The sequence below is a fragment of the Nostoc sp. EspVER01 genome (assembly GCF_034530635.1).
Taxonomy (GTDB): Bacteria; Cyanobacteriota; Cyanobacteriia; order Cyanobacteriales; family Nostocaceae; genus Nostoc.
In genome coordinates this window covers 51,055-67,654 of sequence record NZ_JAVRCS010000014.1, presented here as the reverse complement: position 1 = coordinate 67,654, position 16,600 = coordinate 51,055, and the positions used below count along the sequence as shown (strand labels likewise).

Genomic DNA, 16,600 nt, shown 5'->3' with positions numbered 1-16,600 from the left:
CGACATCTCGAAGAAGTCCAGGAGGCAGCAATTTGACGCCCATAAAAAAAGGCGGACAAGATGTCCGCCCCACAATAAGTAGTTGGATATTTTTTATTTGAAAGTCATTTTGTATTAAAAACCACTCTTGCTTACCGGAATTTACCAGGGCTTAGACGAACACCGTTAGGTTGAGACTGACGACGAATTGCGACTCCACTCCGCAAATTGTTTCCAGTACCACCATCTTGACGATCGAGGAAAGGTTTCAGATTAATCCCACTTCTAGATGAACTAACCCGATTATTGCCACCGCCTAGAAGTGTGCGTCCTAAATTATATAATTCGTTGGTTCCACTACTGCGATCGCCATAAGTGTTAACGGCTATAGTCTGTTGTCCACTGTCAGCAGTAGTCAAGTTTTGGAAAATGCTATTGCGAATAACAACAGGATCTTTTCCACGGGGGACTGTCAGCACAATTCTACAGGTTGGATTAGCTTCAGTTGTAACGCAGACAGTATTTTCGTTGTTTTCTACGGATGTCTGAAGTTCTTGTAAACCATCTGGACGATAAAGTTCCAAGCGACTGGCAATTGCTGTACAACGCTTTTGTGCGTCCCAACCGCCACCTAAAGCCGCAGGTGCTGCCCAAGGAAAGAATTGTCCTGGTTGACTTTGTGGCTGGTACATGACAGTATACTGTCCATTATAAGTCTGACAGGTAAACCGAGTTGTACCATCAGCAGAGGGTGAAGGTGGTACACCTGTCGATGTGTCGATTGGGACTGGTGCTGATGTGCCACCTGATGGTACTGTTGGTACTACTACACCATCGCCAGTAGAATCATATTGCGCCATTGCTGCCGAATTGCCCAGACACAAAGATAAGCCAAGACTGCCCAAAGTTATCAACCGCAACATTTGTGATGACATAAATCATCCTCCAGGAGAAATTAAGTAGGGAATTGATAGTTTAAGTGACGAATAATTCTGGCTTTTGATTCAGCAAAAGCTTATTTTTTTTCTCTCTTGCTTTTTTCTCAGCAATTAGCTTTTTCACCTGTGATTGAATTTCTGCATGATGCCCCACTCCTTAGTAGGCATAAGGGTTGTAGCTATTACGGGTAATCAGGTTTTCTAAATCACTGACTCGCTCACCACTGCCTGGCTGCGAAGAATTCGTTTCATTCTGCGGACACCTATGCATATATGCTAAGGCAAATTAATTGGATCGATACCTTGAGATTGTAAATAGGCAATTAGCCGTTCTTTTTGCTGGCGTTCCTCTTCAATTTGTTCCACTGCCCAAAGTAACAAATTACCTGCCTCATCCCACCAGCGCAACCAGTAACCAGTTCTGGCTTCTTTTGTTCCTTGCCAGGTTCCCAGAAATAAACCCATTGAATCAATCCAATGACGACCATTTTCATCAGGTTGCTTTAACTCGTAGCGCCTGTTTTCGAGTTGGTAAAATTCTAATAAACCACCTTTTGGGTCAAAAATTATGTAAATTGGGACTTGAAGAATCTGCTCGTAAAAAAACCATTTTCCTGGTGGATAGGTTCGTTTAAAAGAGTATTCTCCACCCTCAGTGTCAGATAGAAATTCCATCACAATTGCTGGAATATCTCCATCTAAATTAGGTGTATAGCTTTTGCGTTCTCCTAAAACCTGATTTACCGATGGCACATAAACCCAGTCGGGTGCTTTAGAAATAAATTGTCCGTTTACCGTCGCACAAAGTCCAAAATTTGAGGCTATTAACATCTGCGGTTGGATGAAACCACTTATTTCAAGGCTTTCGCGCAAAGCACCAGCCAATAGTGGCTGACCTGTATTTTCCACTGGTTCATCCTCTAGGTGAAAATCTGCGGGCAATGCTTCCCAAGATACTACCAGTTCTGTTGAAGATTTAGCTTCACCGAGTTGGGTTGCCATAAACACCCCCTTTTATTGATTTGTCTTCATTTTATGGCTGACCAATGGTTTGTTGCTGACCGAGCAATAAAAAAAGCTAGATGCAGAGAAAATATGTTATTGATTTGAGCGATACCAGCAAAAAACTGTGATGCTTGGTCGCGCTTGGTGTCTGCCTTTGTGAGAAGACTCGCTAACGCACTTGTTTGACAATATAATACACTCGCCGTTTGGGACACATAAAACACAAAAAACCCCGGCTAATTTAGCCGAGGTAAAGTCGAGAAGTGAGATTAACGATGAGATACAGCGATACCTAAATCAAAAAATCTTAGCTAACACTCAAACCAACCAAAACTAAAGCGGTGACGATTAAAGTCGCAAAAAGACCCTGTAAAACGTATTTACGTTGTTCCCAAATTGCTGGGTACTCAGCGTAGTACATCTTGGGTTCTGCTGCGTAGTTGTTGAGAATGCCGTCTTCGTTAGTGGTGGTGTACATAGTTTTTTCTTTTCTTTGTTTTGTTATCTTATGTAAATAAATATAACAATTTTGTTGCAAACTGTCAACATGACTTGACAAAAAAATACTAATAGTAACTATAAAACTGACTTATCAGCATACTACTGCCGTTTGGGATACGTAAAACACAAAAAACCCCGGCGAAACTAACCGGGGTTACAGAGAGAAGTATGAATGACGATGAGATACAGCGATACTGAAATCAAACAATCTTAGCTAACACTCAAACCAACCAAAACTAAAGCGGTGACGATTAAAGTCGCAAAAAGACCCTGTAAAACGTATTTACGTTGTTCCCAAATTGCTGGGTACTCAGCGTAGTACATCTTGGGTTCTGCTGCGTAATTGTTGAGAATGCCGTCTTCGTTAGTGGTGGTATACATAGTTTTCTTTTTTTTGTTTTGTTATCTTATGTAACTAAATATAACAGTTTTGTTACAAATCGTCAATAAGACTTGACAAAATAAGACTGATGGTAGATATAAAGCTAACTTATCTGCGATCGCGGACTCTGGCAAAGTGATTCGAGTCTGCCAACACCGGATGTCTCTTAACTCGTCGCTGCTGGCTCCAAATCAAGAGCGACCAAATCCTATAGCTGATTGCTCTTTCTGCCTGCTTCAATTTTTGGGATTCCCTAAATTTCTAACCCAACTACCATTAAGTCGGGTGGATATTCAACATTAAACTGGTAATATATATCTCGTCGCTCTTGAGGTGAAAGAGTTAGCAGCCATTCTAAAATTCCCATTTCACCGAGTTGAATTTGTGGGTTGCTGCGACTGAGGCGTACTTTAATTTGCTCGTTGCGGCTAACTGGCAATTGTTCGCTTAATTTTAGATTTACTTCTTTCTCTAGCAAGTTAGTAACAATCAACCGATAACTATAAGTAATCCGGCGCTGGTTGCTAATTAATCTTTTATCTACCAGACGTTCAACTAAATCGCGCTCAATTTTTAAACCTTCGTCAATTCCTAAGTTCAGTTTGAATTCTTGTCCTGGTGCAATATTCTCCAACCCAGTAGTGCCCACAAAAACGTTATCGCGGAAAATATTTGCTTTACCTGCTAACAAAGTCGCACCGCTGGGATTATTTTTCACATTAGCTTGTAGATAAGCAAAACTTACCAAGCGCGGCATTGCCACATAATCGAAGCTACAAGGATAATCATCATTGAAAATCGTAGTTTTATGAGGTGCGCCATCGCTGGGAATGTTACCACCACCATTCAGTTTAAAGGTAACTACACTACCTTCTTTGGATACTTCTGCTGTAACGGTTTCTGCTGGGATAAGACTATCCTGTGTAACTTCGTCTTGTTCTTCCCAATCCGCTCTGGCAGCAGCAGGTGGTTCTGGTATACTAGGCAGCAGTGGTGGCTGGGCAGCTAGTCGAGATCGTCGTAACATTTGGGGACGTGGCGCATCAATATACCAAGGTTCAAGTTTAGGTGGAAGTGTACCTAATCCTGGTTTAGCAGTAGAAAGGGTGAGATTTGCACCAATCCAATCTTCGCCAGTGCTTTGAGTGATTTCTGCAAGGTAACTCAGATGGACAATATCGCTGGTAGTGCTAAACCGTAAGTCATAAAGCGGATTCCAGCTAGCGCGATTTACGATGTAAGACACCTCTAATTCAAATTTGCCTTCACCCGCGACTTCAACTGCTACAAGTAAGCTAAAACTTTCTTTGGGATGGGGTGTTTGGATTATTTGCAATGAGGTGTAGAGTGCTTGCAGTTGTTTGTCTAACTCCTGCTGTTGAGTTTTGCACTCTCCAGATGCGATCGCATATTCACTATACTGGCTTCCAAGAAAGTTGAGGAAATCCAAAGTTTCACTGAGGCTGAGATTTTTCCGAGACAAACTCTGTGAAAAGGGTTCTTCTGTTTTTTCACGTAAGCCTGCAATAAAACTAGATTGCAAGGCTAAAGCATCCACCTGAGCTTGGAGGTGGCGTTTTTCTGCTTCTAATTGCTGAATTTGCCTAGTCAAATGTGCTACTCGCTCCGCTACAGGTTCAGTAGTGTAGATGCGATCGCTACTAATTCCTACCAAGCGTACCCCTACCGTACCTGTACCGCTAACCCTGACAGACTCAGTTTCTAGAGTTATTGGCACTGGGGTAATTACTAATTCCTGTTCAATTCCTGTTAAATCAACTACACCTCGCCGTGTAACCAATGCTCTGTCAGTATACACGGTAACAGCTACAATCTCGCTTTGTACTGTTTTGCGCCAAGACGGTATTTCCGGGTTAACCACTGCCAGTTTTCCCCCATTTATAATAACTCTGCTGGTTAATTGTCAATGCTTCTCGGTCTAACCGTCAACCCCTTTAGGTCATTAAAAATTTAAATTTTTAATTTTGCTTGACTAATGCAATGTCATAATAAATTACTAACCTTTAAAATTGTATCAATATGAATATTTTCCTTATCGGTTATTATGGTGAGGGTAATGTAGGTGATGATATATTTGTAAAGCAATTAACAACTTTTTGGAAAGCCCAAGAAGTTGTAGAACAAGTATTCGTGATGTGTCAAAATAATTATTATGATAATTCAGACAGTAAAATCCAAATTTTTAGCATTCATAAATTAACTAGATTACACAGGCTTTGGTTAATTTTAAAAAGTGACTATATTGTTTGGGGAGGAGGTAGCTTAAACCTCAGCATTAAGCCTAAATATTTAGTCAGACTTCAATTGTTATCAAAATTAATGGGTAAGCGTTTTTGCTTTATAGGCGTAGGTTTAGAAGGTGTTAAAGCAGAAGATAACGTAACGCAGATATATAAAAATGCAGATTTCTTATATGTTAGAGACAAAGATTCGTATCAAGTAGTCCAACAAAAAATTAAATACAATAAACACTTTTGTATGGGTGGTGATCTAGCATTTTTAAATTTAAATTTTTATGAAAAGTATCTAAAGAAAAAAACAATATCCAATAATATAAATAATATATCTTTTTCTGGAACATATTGGTGGGGCGAAGGTAGAGGCAAGTTTTATGCAGAACAGTTAATGCCATTGATTGAGAAGTTTAATTCAGTCATTCATTTACTGCCAGCACATATAGGAGATCAGAAAAACGACAATAACTTTCATAAATTCCTGAAAAAGTATTTACCCGAACAAAATTGTGTAATTCATTCATGGAACAAACCAGAGGAGTTTATTGAAATCCTTAGCAAAATGGATTTTCACTTGGGAAATCGTCTGCACTCTATAATACTTGCTGACATATTAGGGGTTCCTAATATTGGAATTGGTAATCATCCTTCAAAGATTAGTAACTACATTAATAAAACCGAAATGCTAACTAACGAAAGGATAGCAGATTTTATGGAGCCATTATCTCTAGACCGGATTATGAATATTTTTCAAACATATAAAAGACCAGAGGAATTTATTTTTAACGAGTCTAAGACATCTAAGGAAGGTTTAGAAAAACTTTTTAATATTTAAAAGGCATAAATTTTCTCTAAGAAAAAACTTACCATTAAATATAGAGTTATATCAGCACGCCAGTTCTTCACTTGAAGGTAAATAAGGTAACTGTTCACGGAGATAACGAGAAAATAAGAGTTACAGGCAAATTAGTGAGATGAGTTAGGCTTGTTTCCTCCTACTCTAGGGCTTGATAAGTAGGTAGACATGATGAAATATAAAATAAACTTCTAGTTTGTAGTGAGCGATTTATCGCTCAGAGCAAGGATTATCAGGACTAAAGTCCTTACTACAAACAATAAATTTATTTATTCCTAGATACTTAGTCGCTCAAACCCTCTTAAATTCGTATCCTCCCTGAACGCTTACCTTATCAGATTAAAGAGTATTAAAAGTAGTATCAGCTTTTTGGTCAACAATATTTTTTGCCGCAGCTAGTAGATACTCATAATAGGCACGAGCGACGATAGATAGCTGCTTGCCAGATGGGTAAACCATGTACCAATGCCGCTGAATGGGGAAGTGTTGCACGTCTAAAATGCTGAACTCTGAACCGTCTGATAGTAAGGTATGACGAGATAAAACAGAAATTCCTAAACCACCTGCGATCGCTTGTTTAATTGCTTCGTTACTTCCCAATTCTAACTTGACTTTTACCGTCACTGCTTGTTCTTCAAAGAGCTTTTGGACGGCACGACGAGTTCCTGAACCTGGTTCCCGCATAATAAAAGGTTCGTTAGACAGGCGTTCTATAGGAATATTTTTTTCTTTGGATAAAGGATGATTAGTCGGCGCAAAGACTATCAAAGGATTTTCTAGAAATGGTTCACAAGTCACATCGATATTGTCTGGAATTTGACTCATAATATATAAGTCATCCAAATTTTGACTCATCCGTTCCAAAATTTGTTCGTGATTTGTGACTTGTAGCGAGATATCAATCCCTGGATAAAGTTCGCAAAATGGCCCTAACAAACGTGGGATAAAATATTTAGCTGTTGTGATCACTGCCAAACGTAATTGTCCCTGTTTTAGCCCTTTTAAATCTGCCACCTTCATTTCGTACTGGGCTATATTGTGAAAAATCTGCCGACAAGTGGCAAATAATTCCCGTCCGGCTTCCGTCAGATACAACCGCTTCCCTACTTGCTCAAATAATGGCAACCCTACCGATTTTGTTAGTTGCTTGATCTGCATAGAAACGGTAGGTTGGGTGAGAAACAATTCCTCAGCAGCACGAGTAAAGCTACTGTGCCGTGCCGCCGCCTCGAACACCTTTAACTGGTGCAGCGTCGCTTGGTTCAAGGGTGATTCTCCTGTATATAGCGATTAATAGATATAAAACTAGTATTGCTGAACACTGGCAAATGATATAGTGATGCTCACAGAAAGTTACGAGTTCTATCCATAGATAAAACTCTACTGTTTTTATTAAAATAAAGGTATTTTACTTATGGTTATAAGAAGCTATTATCAGAACAGCTAAAGCGTAAGATGCCTTCCATCTAAACGATGAATGCTGAATGATGATTTGACAAAATTCATCTATCATCATTCATCATTCCATAATTCTTCTTGAACTTTTGTCGGTAACTTGGTTAAGTCTGGTAATCTTAGTACCTCGATTTCCGCAACTTGTTCTTTGATATTCACTGGCAAGTTTAACGGTTCGCGTTCTTCTATCCAGCAGCTTGCCAATGGCAAAGTTAACTCCATTTCATCCAGCGGTCGAGGAATTACCATCACTGCATTTAATTCTCCAATGCGTTCTGCTTCAAACATTCCCGCTTCTACTGCTACCGCCACATTGGCTACGGAACCCCGAATAATTGCTGTACACAAACCCCCACCAATTTTTTCATAAGCTGCTAAATGAACATCAGCAGCTTTGAGCATGGCATCACATGCTCCTACCATCGCGGGAAATCCTCGCGTTTCGACCAAACCAATTGCTTGGTTACTCAGGCGGCTGGAATTGCCCTCTTGCATTAATTTAGTGAAACGAGTTGTAATGGGAAGCACTATATCTAGGTTGGGATAAGGTCGGGGAATCACCAAACTAGAAACCAACTGACCAAACTGTTCAGCTGTTTGTACACCAGATTCTACCGCTAGACGCACGTCAGCAATTCCACCACGGACGATCGCAGTACAATAACCACCACCAATTTTTTCATACCCAACTAGGTGAACTCCCGCTGATTTCAGCATCATATCCGCCGTCCCAACGATCGCCGGAAAGCTGCGGGTAGAAACTAAACCCAAAGCAGTATCTTGAAAGGTTTCTTGACTACTCGCTCCTTGGATAGTGCGAATAGACCGTTGATTGTATGTTTCCATTGATGAATTCTCCAAAATACGGAAAAAGCCGACACCTTACAATTAACACTTACTCTGACTAATCGTCAGAGTTTGGGTCGCTCAAGGATTGTCTATGAGGAAACAGTGTAGTCAACAGTCTGCTTATGCTCCCTTGTCCATAAATTTGAGTCCCAAAACCGTTAGGGGATTCTGTGGTTGGCTGATTGGGGTCTAAGTTATGTTCTGTTGACGGTTTGGCTGACTCCACTTTGGAGTCAGCATAATTGATCGGTTCCTCCACAGGAGGTGGCTGACTTTCTGGAGTTGCGGGAGATTTAAAATAAGAGATCGACTTGTTTTGTTTAAAATCGACAAAAGCCGAAGCTGAGAAGTTAGTTGAGGAAACTACTTTTTCCTTAACTCCACCTGAGCTATTTTCCTCTTCCTTCAGTGGTGGTGTATTGGTAGTAGAAGTTGGGTTATTTGTAGATGTTTCCAGCTGTTTTGTTGGCTCAATCTGCCGACTGGTATCTCCTAAAATTGAACCAGGCGGTACTACTTGCCCAGGTTCAACCGAATAGTTAAAAACTGTTGTCGCAGAACCAATGCAAGCATTTGCGCCAATTTTGCCTTTGCCAATCATCAAAAAACCGGCTCCCAGGTTTGCACCTGCTTCTACTTCTAGAGTGCCTTCATGGACTTGGAGAATTGCTCCCATGCCAATACAGACCCCTGGACCAATGACGATCTTGCTGTTTACAGCCGCTTGGAGGATTACCCCAGGTGCAAGTACCGCGCTTGGATGAATAGTCACCTCACCACTAATATAATTATCAAAGTTATTGCTGAGGCGCAGTAGCGGCACAGACATGGAAATTTTAACCTCGGAAGCCGGAAGAAGATAGAGAGTTAGAAGTTAAAAGTGAGGAGTTAGGAGTTAGTTAAAAGTGGGGAGTTATAAATTTTAAGTTTAGAGTTATGAATTAACAATTTTTTTTAACTCCTAACTCCTAACTCCCAACTCCTAACTTCCTAACTCCTTAAGGTCGTTGAATAATCGTTTCCAATACGCGACGCTTGGCTTTGGGGTCAATACCAATTAAGCGCACATATTCTCCTTGATATTCGCCGAGTTGTCTTTCTACGGCTGCGATCGCTTCTCTTTCTGAGGAGGCTTGAATTTGACCGGTACTAGTCCAGGAACCTGTACGGAATCGCCGTTGATCTACGTGTTCAATGCTAATTTTTGAGCCGCTAGCCAATAATTGCCGGAGTTGGTCTACTACTTCACTACTCAAGCGGGTAGCTGTTGCTGTTGCTGTTGCAGAGGGTGCTGCACTAGTAGTAGTAAATGATTTCTGACTGCCAGAGGAGGCTGCTTGACCATTTGGACGTTGGATAATCGTCTCTAATACCCGCCGTTTAGCTTTAGGGTCAATACCAATTAAACGTACATATTCCCCTGGATATTCGCCGAGTTGTCCTTCTACGGCTGCGATCGCTTCTCTTTCTGAAGAGGCTTGAATTTGACCGGTACTAGTCCAAGAACCTGTACGGAAGCGGCGCTCATCTACGTGTTCAAGGCTAATTTTCGATCCGCCAGCCAATAAATGCCGGAGTTGGTCTATTACTTCACTACTCAAGCGGTTACTGCTAGCTGTTCCCGTACCAGAGGGTGCTGCATTAGTAGTAAATGATTTCTGACCACCAGAGGAAGCTACTTGACCATTTGGACGTTGGATAATAGTCTCTAATACTCGCCGTTTGGCTTTGGTGTCAATACCGATTAAACGTACATACTCACCTTGATGGCTTGCTATGCATTCTTCCAAAGCGGAGATGACTTGATTTGTGGAAGTTGCATCAATTGGCTTACAACTAGTCCAGGAACCAGTACGGAAACGACGCTCATCTACGTGTTCCATGCCAATTTTGTAACCACCTGCCAAGAGTTGGCGGATTTGCTCTAGAGTTTCGCCACTGACCTTGCCACTGCTAGAACCGTTACCGTTGCCGTTACCATTACTACTGCTGTAACTGCTATTGCTACGACCAGTCGGTGCTTTAAAGCTGCTAGCTGGTTTTGCATCATCATCGGGACGTTGGATGACGCTTTCTAGCACACGTCGTCTATCTTTGTCAATCCCAAACAGTCGGACATACTCGCCGCTATGGTCATTTAGACAGCTTTCTAATGCTGCGATCGCTTCACCGAGGGATCTCGGTTCGATTGGTTGGCAACTAGTCCAAGAACCTGTGCGGAAACGCCTTTGGTCTACATGTTCCGTACCAATTTTATACCCTTGCCCCAATAGATACCGTAACTGATCTATTGTTTCTGCACCCAAGCTATTGCTCGACACTTCACTACTCCTTTCCAACTCTAAAACAGTAATACCATTACCTGTATAAGATTTAGCGTTCTCATCCCGGATGGGTGCTATACATTTGCTATCCGCAGCACAGAGATAACCAGCTCGTAATGCCTGATTAATCCCAACCACATGATGAGCAAATTCTTTATCCTGATCTTGCACATCTGGCAAGCGATCGGCTTGCTGCTGGCTGGTGATTATCGCTCCCGAAGGTACATACTTACCAGAGGGAATCTCTACATCTTGAATCAAGGCGTGCATCATTACGATGCAACCTGCACCCACCCTGGCATTAAACACCGTAGAGCGAAAGCCAATGAAGGAATTATCACCTACATAAGCTGGCCCGTGAATTAGAGCCATGTGGGTAATACAAGCGTTTTTACCAATCCATACTGAGTATTTATTTTGGTCATCGCCAATTACTCTGCCTTGCTCCAACCCATGAATGACAACACCATCTTGAATATTGGTGTTTTCACCAAGATAAAAGGGTGTGCCTTCATCCGCTCTAATCGTAGTCCCCGGAGCAACGATTACATTTGCACCTATTCGTACATCCCCAATCAGATTGGAGAATGAATGTACAAAAGCTGTTTCATGGATTTTGGGTTCAGCTAAATTCCTTGACCACGGGGTTGGGGGTGCCGCCGTGCTGCGGACTGCCATCGCGAGATTCCTCCTGTATTGTCTGCCATTAGTCATTTGTCCTTTGTTGAGAGCTAATGACTAATGACCAATGACTATCGATATTGATCTTTTTTGCTGTAAATGAGGCGATCTTCAACGTAAATAGTATCTATGATCGCCACCACTGCTGCATCCAATGGACGCTGTTCATTGCCAACAACTTGACGAGCGGCACTACCACGAGTGATGAGTACCCACTCATCTACTCCTGCTCCCACAATATCTGCTGCTACTTCATACTCTGGTAGGATATTGCCGTTTTCATCTACTAATTGTAACAATAGTAGTTTCACACCTCTAAGAGTTGGCTCTTTTTGGGTGCTAACTACTGTGCCGCGAACTTTGGCAATTTGCATTACAAATTACGGTCTTCTACCAAAAGGACGAATTGCGTTCACATTTTCCCGGAACTGCTCTACGTCTTCCGTATAACGAATTGGGAGAACGTATTCCAAGTTTTCGTGAGGACGAGCAATGATATGAGTAGACAGCACTTGTCCACCATTAACTCGCTTTACAGATTCAACTCCTGCGGCCACAGAAGCTTGCACTTCCGAAACGTCACCCCGAACAATTACCGTCACTCGACCACTACCAATTTTTTCATAACCTACTAAAGTGACGCGGGCAGCTTTCACCATTGCATCAGCAGCTTCCACTACTGCTGGAAAGCCCAGCGTTTCAACCATTCCCACTGCAATTGACATTAGTTTTAATCCCTATTTCAAAGTTTTTAGCCTTGGACAAAAGTGATGCTCTTTTCAGGCAAAGAGCGTTAATTACTTTGTTTAAACAGCTTTTAAGTACGGAATTGTTCCACCGCTTCTGTGTAACGTATCGGCAAGACGTATTCCAGGTTTTCGTGAGGACGAGCAATGATGTGAGTGGATAATACTTCACCACCAAAGACTCTTTTGGCCGCTTCAACCCCAGCTGCTACAGAAGCTTGCACTTCCGATACATCTCCCCGAACTATCACGGTGACGCGAGCGCTACCAATTTTTTCATACCCTACTAAGGTGACACGGGCGGCTTTCACCATCGCATCAGCAGCTTCCACCACTGCTGGAAAGCCCTTCGTTTCAATCATTCCAACTGCAATTGGCATCGCAGAACTCCTACAAAATTAATGCAATCTGTACTGTCGTTTGAATTTTTTGACGGGGAGAGCCTGATCTTATAGCTAAGAAAACACTTCCAAATTAAGCATAGGAAAGCTTGGCGTTCCTGGCAATATAAATTACTATAATAGTTTATGATAAGAAAGTTTTAAAAAACTTAACAAAAAGTTATCTAGGCATCTGAGCAATTAAAGTTTACAGATTCCTTGAGCTGGCACTTATGCTTTATAATTTCTTTATTACATTTACAAAACGACATTCATAACCAAGGCTAATCCCATCTGATGAGGGGTAAGCGGCGGCTGTATGTTTTGCTGTATCTATCTTTCCTCAAATATTTCTAGGTGTACAAGGACTAAGTGAAACATATATAATTTTTTCAAATATATCGTATAAAGTACTCTGCTTAAAGTAGAAATACAAATGTAAAAAGGTCGGTGATGTTAAGGCAAGTAAATGCTTTTGCTTATGTAAAGTTATATTTTACTTATATTTAATAGGGTAGCATTAAGTAAAAGTACTTCTGGAAGTTTAGTTAAAAAAATAGTAAAGAAACATCGATATTTTGGTAAGTTGATTTTATTAAATAAATAATTGGTTGGAATTTTTTTTTAAATCAAGGCTGAGTAATTAAGGGAATTTAAATGGAGCAATTTCTATTTTCAACAAGTTGGTTTGTGCCTTTGTATAGCTTATTGGGCGCAATTTTGACCTTGCCGTGGGGAATAGGAATAATTCAGCGAACAGGGCCAAGACCTGCGGCATACTTCAACTTGTTGACGACCGTTTTAGCTTTTATCCATAGCCTGTTTGTATTTAAAAATATCTGGGATAGAGAACCAGAAAACTTACTAATCAATTGGTTCAAAGCAGCAGATTTAGACTTATCTTTTGCCTTAGAACTATCGCCAGTCAGCATTGGGGCAACAGTTTTAATTACGGGGTTAAGCTTACTAGCACAAGTTTACGCTCTGGGTTATATGGAAAAGGACTGGTCGTTGGCGCGTTTTTTTGGGCTACTGGGATTTTTTGAAGCAGCGCTATGTGGTCTAGCAATCAGTGATTCTTTGTTTGTCAGCTATGCCCTTTTGGAAGTCTTGACGCTTTCGACTTACTTGCTGGTAGGTTTCTGGTACGCTCAACCATTAGTAGTGACAGCGGCACGGGATGCGTTTTGGACTAAGCGGGTAGGAGACTTGTTGCTACTGATGGCTGTAGTGACACTTTCTACCTTAGCCGGAAGTTTGAACTTTTCGGATTTATATGAGTGGGCGCAAACAGCTAATTTAAGTCCAATGACATCGACGCTGCTAGGTTTGGCACTAATTGCTGGGCCTGCTGGTAAATGTGCCCAATTTCCACTACACCTGTGGTTAGACGAGGCAATGGAAGGGCCCAACCCCGCCTCGGTAATGCGGAACTCTCTGGTGGTAGCTGGTGGTGCTTATTTACTGTATAGATTTCAGCCATTATTAGCGCTGTCGCCAATTGCCTTGAATGCTTTGGTAGTCATGGGTACGGTGACTGCGATTGGTGCCACATTAGTATCTATAGCTCAAATTGACATTAAGCGATCGCTGTCTCATTCCACCAGTGCATACATGGGGTTAGTGTTTTTGGCGGTGGGGTTACAGCAAGGGGGTGTAGCCTTGATGTTGCTGTTAGCTCATGCGATCGCTAAAGCATTATTATTTATGAGTTCAGGTTCAGTCATCTTGACTACCCAAAGCCAAGACTTAACAGAAATGGGCGGTTTATGGTCGCGGATGCCAGCCACCACCACAGCCTTTGTAGTTGGTTCAGCCGGGATGGTAACACTGCTACCCTTGGGAAGTTTCTGGGCAATGCTAGCGTGGGCTGACGGTTTCGTGAGTATTAGCCCTTGGGTAATTGGAGTTTTAATATTAGTCAATGGTTTGACAGCATTAAATTTGACAAGAGTATTTAGATTAGTCTTCTGGGGGAAACCGCAACAAAAGACCCGTCGCACCCCAGAAGTTGGTTGGCAGATGGCCTTCCCAATGGTGTTTCTGACAGTGCTGACTCTGCTTCTACCTCTGATGTTACAGCAATGGTACTTACTACCAGATTGGGAAAGTATTAATTGGTATGTGGTGTTAGCCTTGTTTGGGTCTACCGTAGTGGGGGTAGGTGTAGGGTGTACAGTTTATCTGCACAAAGCTTGGTCAAGATCCAGAATCTTGGCGTGGAGATTTCTGCAAGACCTGTTAGGTTATGATTTTTATATTGACCGAGTTTATCTTGTAACCGTGGTAAGTGTAGTAGCACTGCTATCTAAAATCTCTGCTTGGAGCGATCGCTACTTGGTTGACGGTTTCGTAAACTTGGTTGGGTTTGCGACCATTTTCGGCGGACAAACCTTAAAGTACAGCATTTCTGGGCAATCTCAGGGCTATATGTTGACCATCCTAGCAGTTGTCAGCGTCTTGGGTTTTTTCATCAGTTGGTCATTAGGTTTACTAGATAAATTGCCTTTTTAAGCGAGTTAGGAGTGAAAAGTTAGAAGTTAGAAGTTAGGAGTTATTATTCTCCCCCTGCTCCCCTGCTCCCCTGCTCCTCGTTCACTGAGCGTAGCCGAAGTGCTGCTCCCATACTCCCCTGCTTCCCCCGCTCCCCTTACCTAAAGTCTATGCTTAGTGTTTTAATTCTAGTGCCGTTAATCGGCGCAGCTTTAATTGGTTTCTCCCCCTCTGGCATCAGTGGTAAATTTGCCCGTGTAGTGGCTTTGGTTTTTGCCATTATCGCTTTCTTGTGGACAATCGTATTAGTAAGTCAGTTTCATCCAGGGGAAATAACTCAACAGTTTGCTGAGTCTCTCCCTTGGGTAGATGCTTTAGGGCTGAACTATAACCTTGGGATAGATGGTTTATCTTTGCCATTGCTGGTTTTAAATGGATTGTTAACTGCCATTGCCATCTACAGCAGCGATGAATCGCTACAGCGCCCTAAATTTTATTACTCTTTGGTACTATTATTAAGCGCTGGGGTGACAGGAGCCTTTCTAGCACAGGATTTACTGTTATTTTTCCTGTTTTACGAATTGGAACTGATTCCGCTGTATTTGTTGATAGCCATTTGGGGTGGCGCCAAACGCGGTTATGCTGCGACTAAATTTCTTATTTATACAGCCGTTTCGGGAATCCTGCTTTTAGCAAGTTTCCTCGGTATGGTTTGGCTGAGTGGTTCCTCTAACTTTGCACTAGCAACCTTGAACGCGACAACTTTACCTCTAGGAACACAGCTTTTATTGCTAGCAGGAATTTTGATCGGTTTTGGAATTAAAATTCCTTTGGTTCCCTTCCATACTTGGTTGCCAGATGCTCACGTTGAAGCTTCTACACCGATTTCCGTGCTATTGGCTGGGGTGCTGTTGAAGTTGGGAACTTACGGCTTACTGCGCTTTGGCATGAACTTGTTACCAGAAGCTTGGGCTTATGTGGCTCCTTGGTTGGCGACTTGGGCAGTAGTGAGTGTACTGTATGGTTCATCTTGTGCGATCGCCCAAACCGATATGAAGAAAATGGTAGCATACAGCTCCATTGGACACATGGGTTACGTGCTTTTAGCGGCGGCGGCGGCCACACCTTTAAGTGTATTGGGTGCTGTGATGCAAATGATTAGCCACGGCTTGATTTCCGCCATGCTGTTTTTGCTGGTAGGAGTTGTGTATAAAAAAGCCGGAAGCCGTGATTTAGCAATCATTCAAGGATTACTGAACCCAGAACGGGGTATGCCAGTAATTGGTAGCTTGATGATTGTCGGAGTCATGGCCAGCGCTGGTATACCGGGAATGCTAGGGTTTATTTCCGAATTCGTAGTTTATCGCGGAAGTTTTCCAGTTTTTCCAGTGCAAACCCTGTTATGTATGCTTGGTACTGGTTTGACAGCAGTTTACTTCTTAATTCTCGTCAACCGCGCCTTTTTTGGACGCCTGTCTGCACAAGTTACTAACTTACCACGTGTGTATTGGAGCGATCGCATCCCAGGTGTAATTTTAGCTGTACTGATTGTGATTTTTGGCATTCAACCTAGTTGGTTAGTGCGTTGGACTGAACCAACAATTACAGCAATGATAAATACCCAAAACGTAGTAGTAGCAGTGTCCTTAGATAAAGCAATGGAGAATGGGAAGTAGGGAGTAGGGAATGGGGAATGGAAAATGGGGAATGGGGAATGGGGAAAAGTTTTCCTAATGCCCAATGCCCAATGCCCAAT

Annotated in this window: 15 protein-coding genes and 2 pseudogenes; 3 read left to right on the top strand and 14 right to left on the bottom strand. The window is 42.0% G+C overall.

The features are described from left to right. Positions 1-131: 131 nt before the first annotated feature. The 6 genes from RMX69_RS14620 to RMX69_RS14595 all read right to left on the bottom strand — a co-directional run bounded on the left by RMX69_RS14620 (position 132) and on the right by RMX69_RS14595 (position 4,687). Positions 132-914: a COP23 domain-containing protein gene (locus RMX69_RS14620; RefSeq protein WP_322637878.1), complete on the bottom strand. Its 783-nt coding sequence runs from the start codon at positions 912-914 to the stop codon at positions 132-134. 279 nt (positions 915-1,193) lie between these two features. After that, positions 1,194-1,919, bottom strand: coding sequence for a Uma2 family endonuclease (locus RMX69_RS14615; protein WP_322637877.1), 726 nt, complete (start codon positions 1,917-1,919; stop codon positions 1,194-1,196). Between the two features lie 310 nt (positions 1,920-2,229). Then, entirely contained in the window at positions 2,230-2,400 is a 171-nt protein-coding gene (gene psb34 / locus RMX69_RS14610) for a photosystem II assembly protein Psb34 (protein WP_289798921.1), read from the bottom strand. A 233-nt stretch (positions 2,401-2,633) separates the two neighbouring features. Beyond that, positions 2,634-2,804 (bottom strand): photosystem II assembly protein Psb34, encoded by a 171-nt coding sequence (gene psb34 / locus RMX69_RS14605; RefSeq protein ID WP_289798921.1) that lies wholly within the window; start codon positions 2,802-2,804, stop codon positions 2,634-2,636. 109 nt (positions 2,805-2,913) lie between these two features. Further along, positions 2,914-3,045 carry a hypothetical protein gene (locus RMX69_RS14600; RefSeq protein WP_289798920.1) on the bottom strand — a complete coding sequence of 44 codons (132 nt, stop codon included), beginning with the start codon at positions 3,043-3,045 and terminating at the stop codon, positions 2,914-2,916. 13 nt (positions 3,046-3,058) lie between these two features. After that, positions 3,059-4,687, bottom strand: a complete 1,629-nt coding sequence (locus tag RMX69_RS14595) for a mucoidy inhibitor MuiA family protein (RefSeq protein WP_322637876.1) — start codon at positions 4,685-4,687, stop codon at positions 3,059-3,061. A gap of 158 nt (positions 4,688-4,845) precedes the next feature. Between RMX69_RS14595 and RMX69_RS14590 the strand changes: the two genes are divergently transcribed. Further along, positions 4,846-5,895 carry a polysaccharide pyruvyl transferase family protein gene (locus RMX69_RS14590; protein ID WP_322637875.1) on the top strand — a complete coding sequence of 350 codons (1,050 nt, stop codon included), beginning with the start codon at positions 4,846-4,848 and terminating at the stop codon, positions 5,893-5,895. Positions 5,896-6,255: 360 nt separating this feature from the next. Here RMX69_RS14590 and RMX69_RS14585 read toward each other — a convergent pair whose 3' ends face one another. From RMX69_RS14585 to RMX69_RS14555, 8 genes and pseudogenes are all read right to left on the bottom strand, one after another. Then, positions 6,256-7,182 (bottom strand): LysR family transcriptional regulator, encoded by a 927-nt coding sequence (locus tag RMX69_RS14585; protein ID WP_289798917.1) that lies wholly within the window; start codon positions 7,180-7,182, stop codon positions 6,256-6,258. 246 nt (positions 7,183-7,428) lie between these two features. After that, entirely contained in the window at positions 7,429-8,217 is a 789-nt protein-coding gene (locus tag RMX69_RS14580; RefSeq protein WP_289798916.1) for a BMC domain-containing protein, read from the bottom strand. A gap of 58 nt (positions 8,218-8,275) precedes the next feature. Then, positions 8,276-9,049, bottom strand: a complete 774-nt coding sequence (locus RMX69_RS14575) for a transferase (RefSeq protein ID WP_322637874.1) — start codon at positions 9,047-9,049, stop codon at positions 8,276-8,278. 169 nt (positions 9,050-9,218) lie between these two features. Further along, positions 9,219-9,464 (bottom strand): annotated as a pseudogene (locus tag RMX69_RS29445) (ribulose bisphosphate carboxylase small subunit); the annotation flags it as partial. 102 nt (positions 9,465-9,566) lie between these two features. After that, positions 9,567-11,222, bottom strand: a pseudogene (locus tag RMX69_RS14570) (ribulose bisphosphate carboxylase small subunit); the annotation flags it as partial. 74 nt (positions 11,223-11,296) lie between these two features. After that, complete coding sequence (locus tag RMX69_RS14565; protein ID WP_289798913.1) at positions 11,297-11,599, bottom strand: EutN/CcmL family microcompartment protein; 303 nt, start codon at positions 11,597-11,599, stop codon at positions 11,297-11,299. Between the two features lie 6 nt (positions 11,600-11,605). Then, the gene (locus tag RMX69_RS14560) at positions 11,606-11,950 is read right to left on the bottom strand and encodes a carbon dioxide-concentrating mechanism protein CcmK (RefSeq protein WP_010995041.1); all 345 of its coding nucleotides are present in this window, start codon (positions 11,948-11,950) and stop codon (positions 11,606-11,608) included. A gap of 92 nt (positions 11,951-12,042) precedes the next feature. After that, on the bottom strand, positions 12,043-12,351 hold the full coding sequence (locus RMX69_RS14555; RefSeq protein ID WP_012410633.1) for a carbon dioxide-concentrating mechanism protein CcmK: 309 nt from the start codon (positions 12,349-12,351) through the stop codon (positions 12,043-12,045). Between the two features lie 657 nt (positions 12,352-13,008). Between RMX69_RS14555 and RMX69_RS14550 the strand changes: the two genes are divergently transcribed. Next, positions 13,009-14,865: an NAD(P)H-quinone oxidoreductase subunit F gene (locus tag RMX69_RS14550; RefSeq protein WP_322637872.1), complete on the top strand. Its 1,857-nt coding sequence runs from the start codon at positions 13,009-13,011 to the stop codon at positions 14,863-14,865. Positions 14,866-15,014: 149 nt separating this feature from the next. Beyond that, positions 15,015-16,520 (top strand): NADH-quinone oxidoreductase subunit M, encoded by a 1,506-nt coding sequence (locus tag RMX69_RS14545; RefSeq protein WP_289798912.1) that lies wholly within the window; start codon positions 15,015-15,017, stop codon positions 16,518-16,520. Positions 16,521-16,600: the final 80 nt, after the last annotated feature.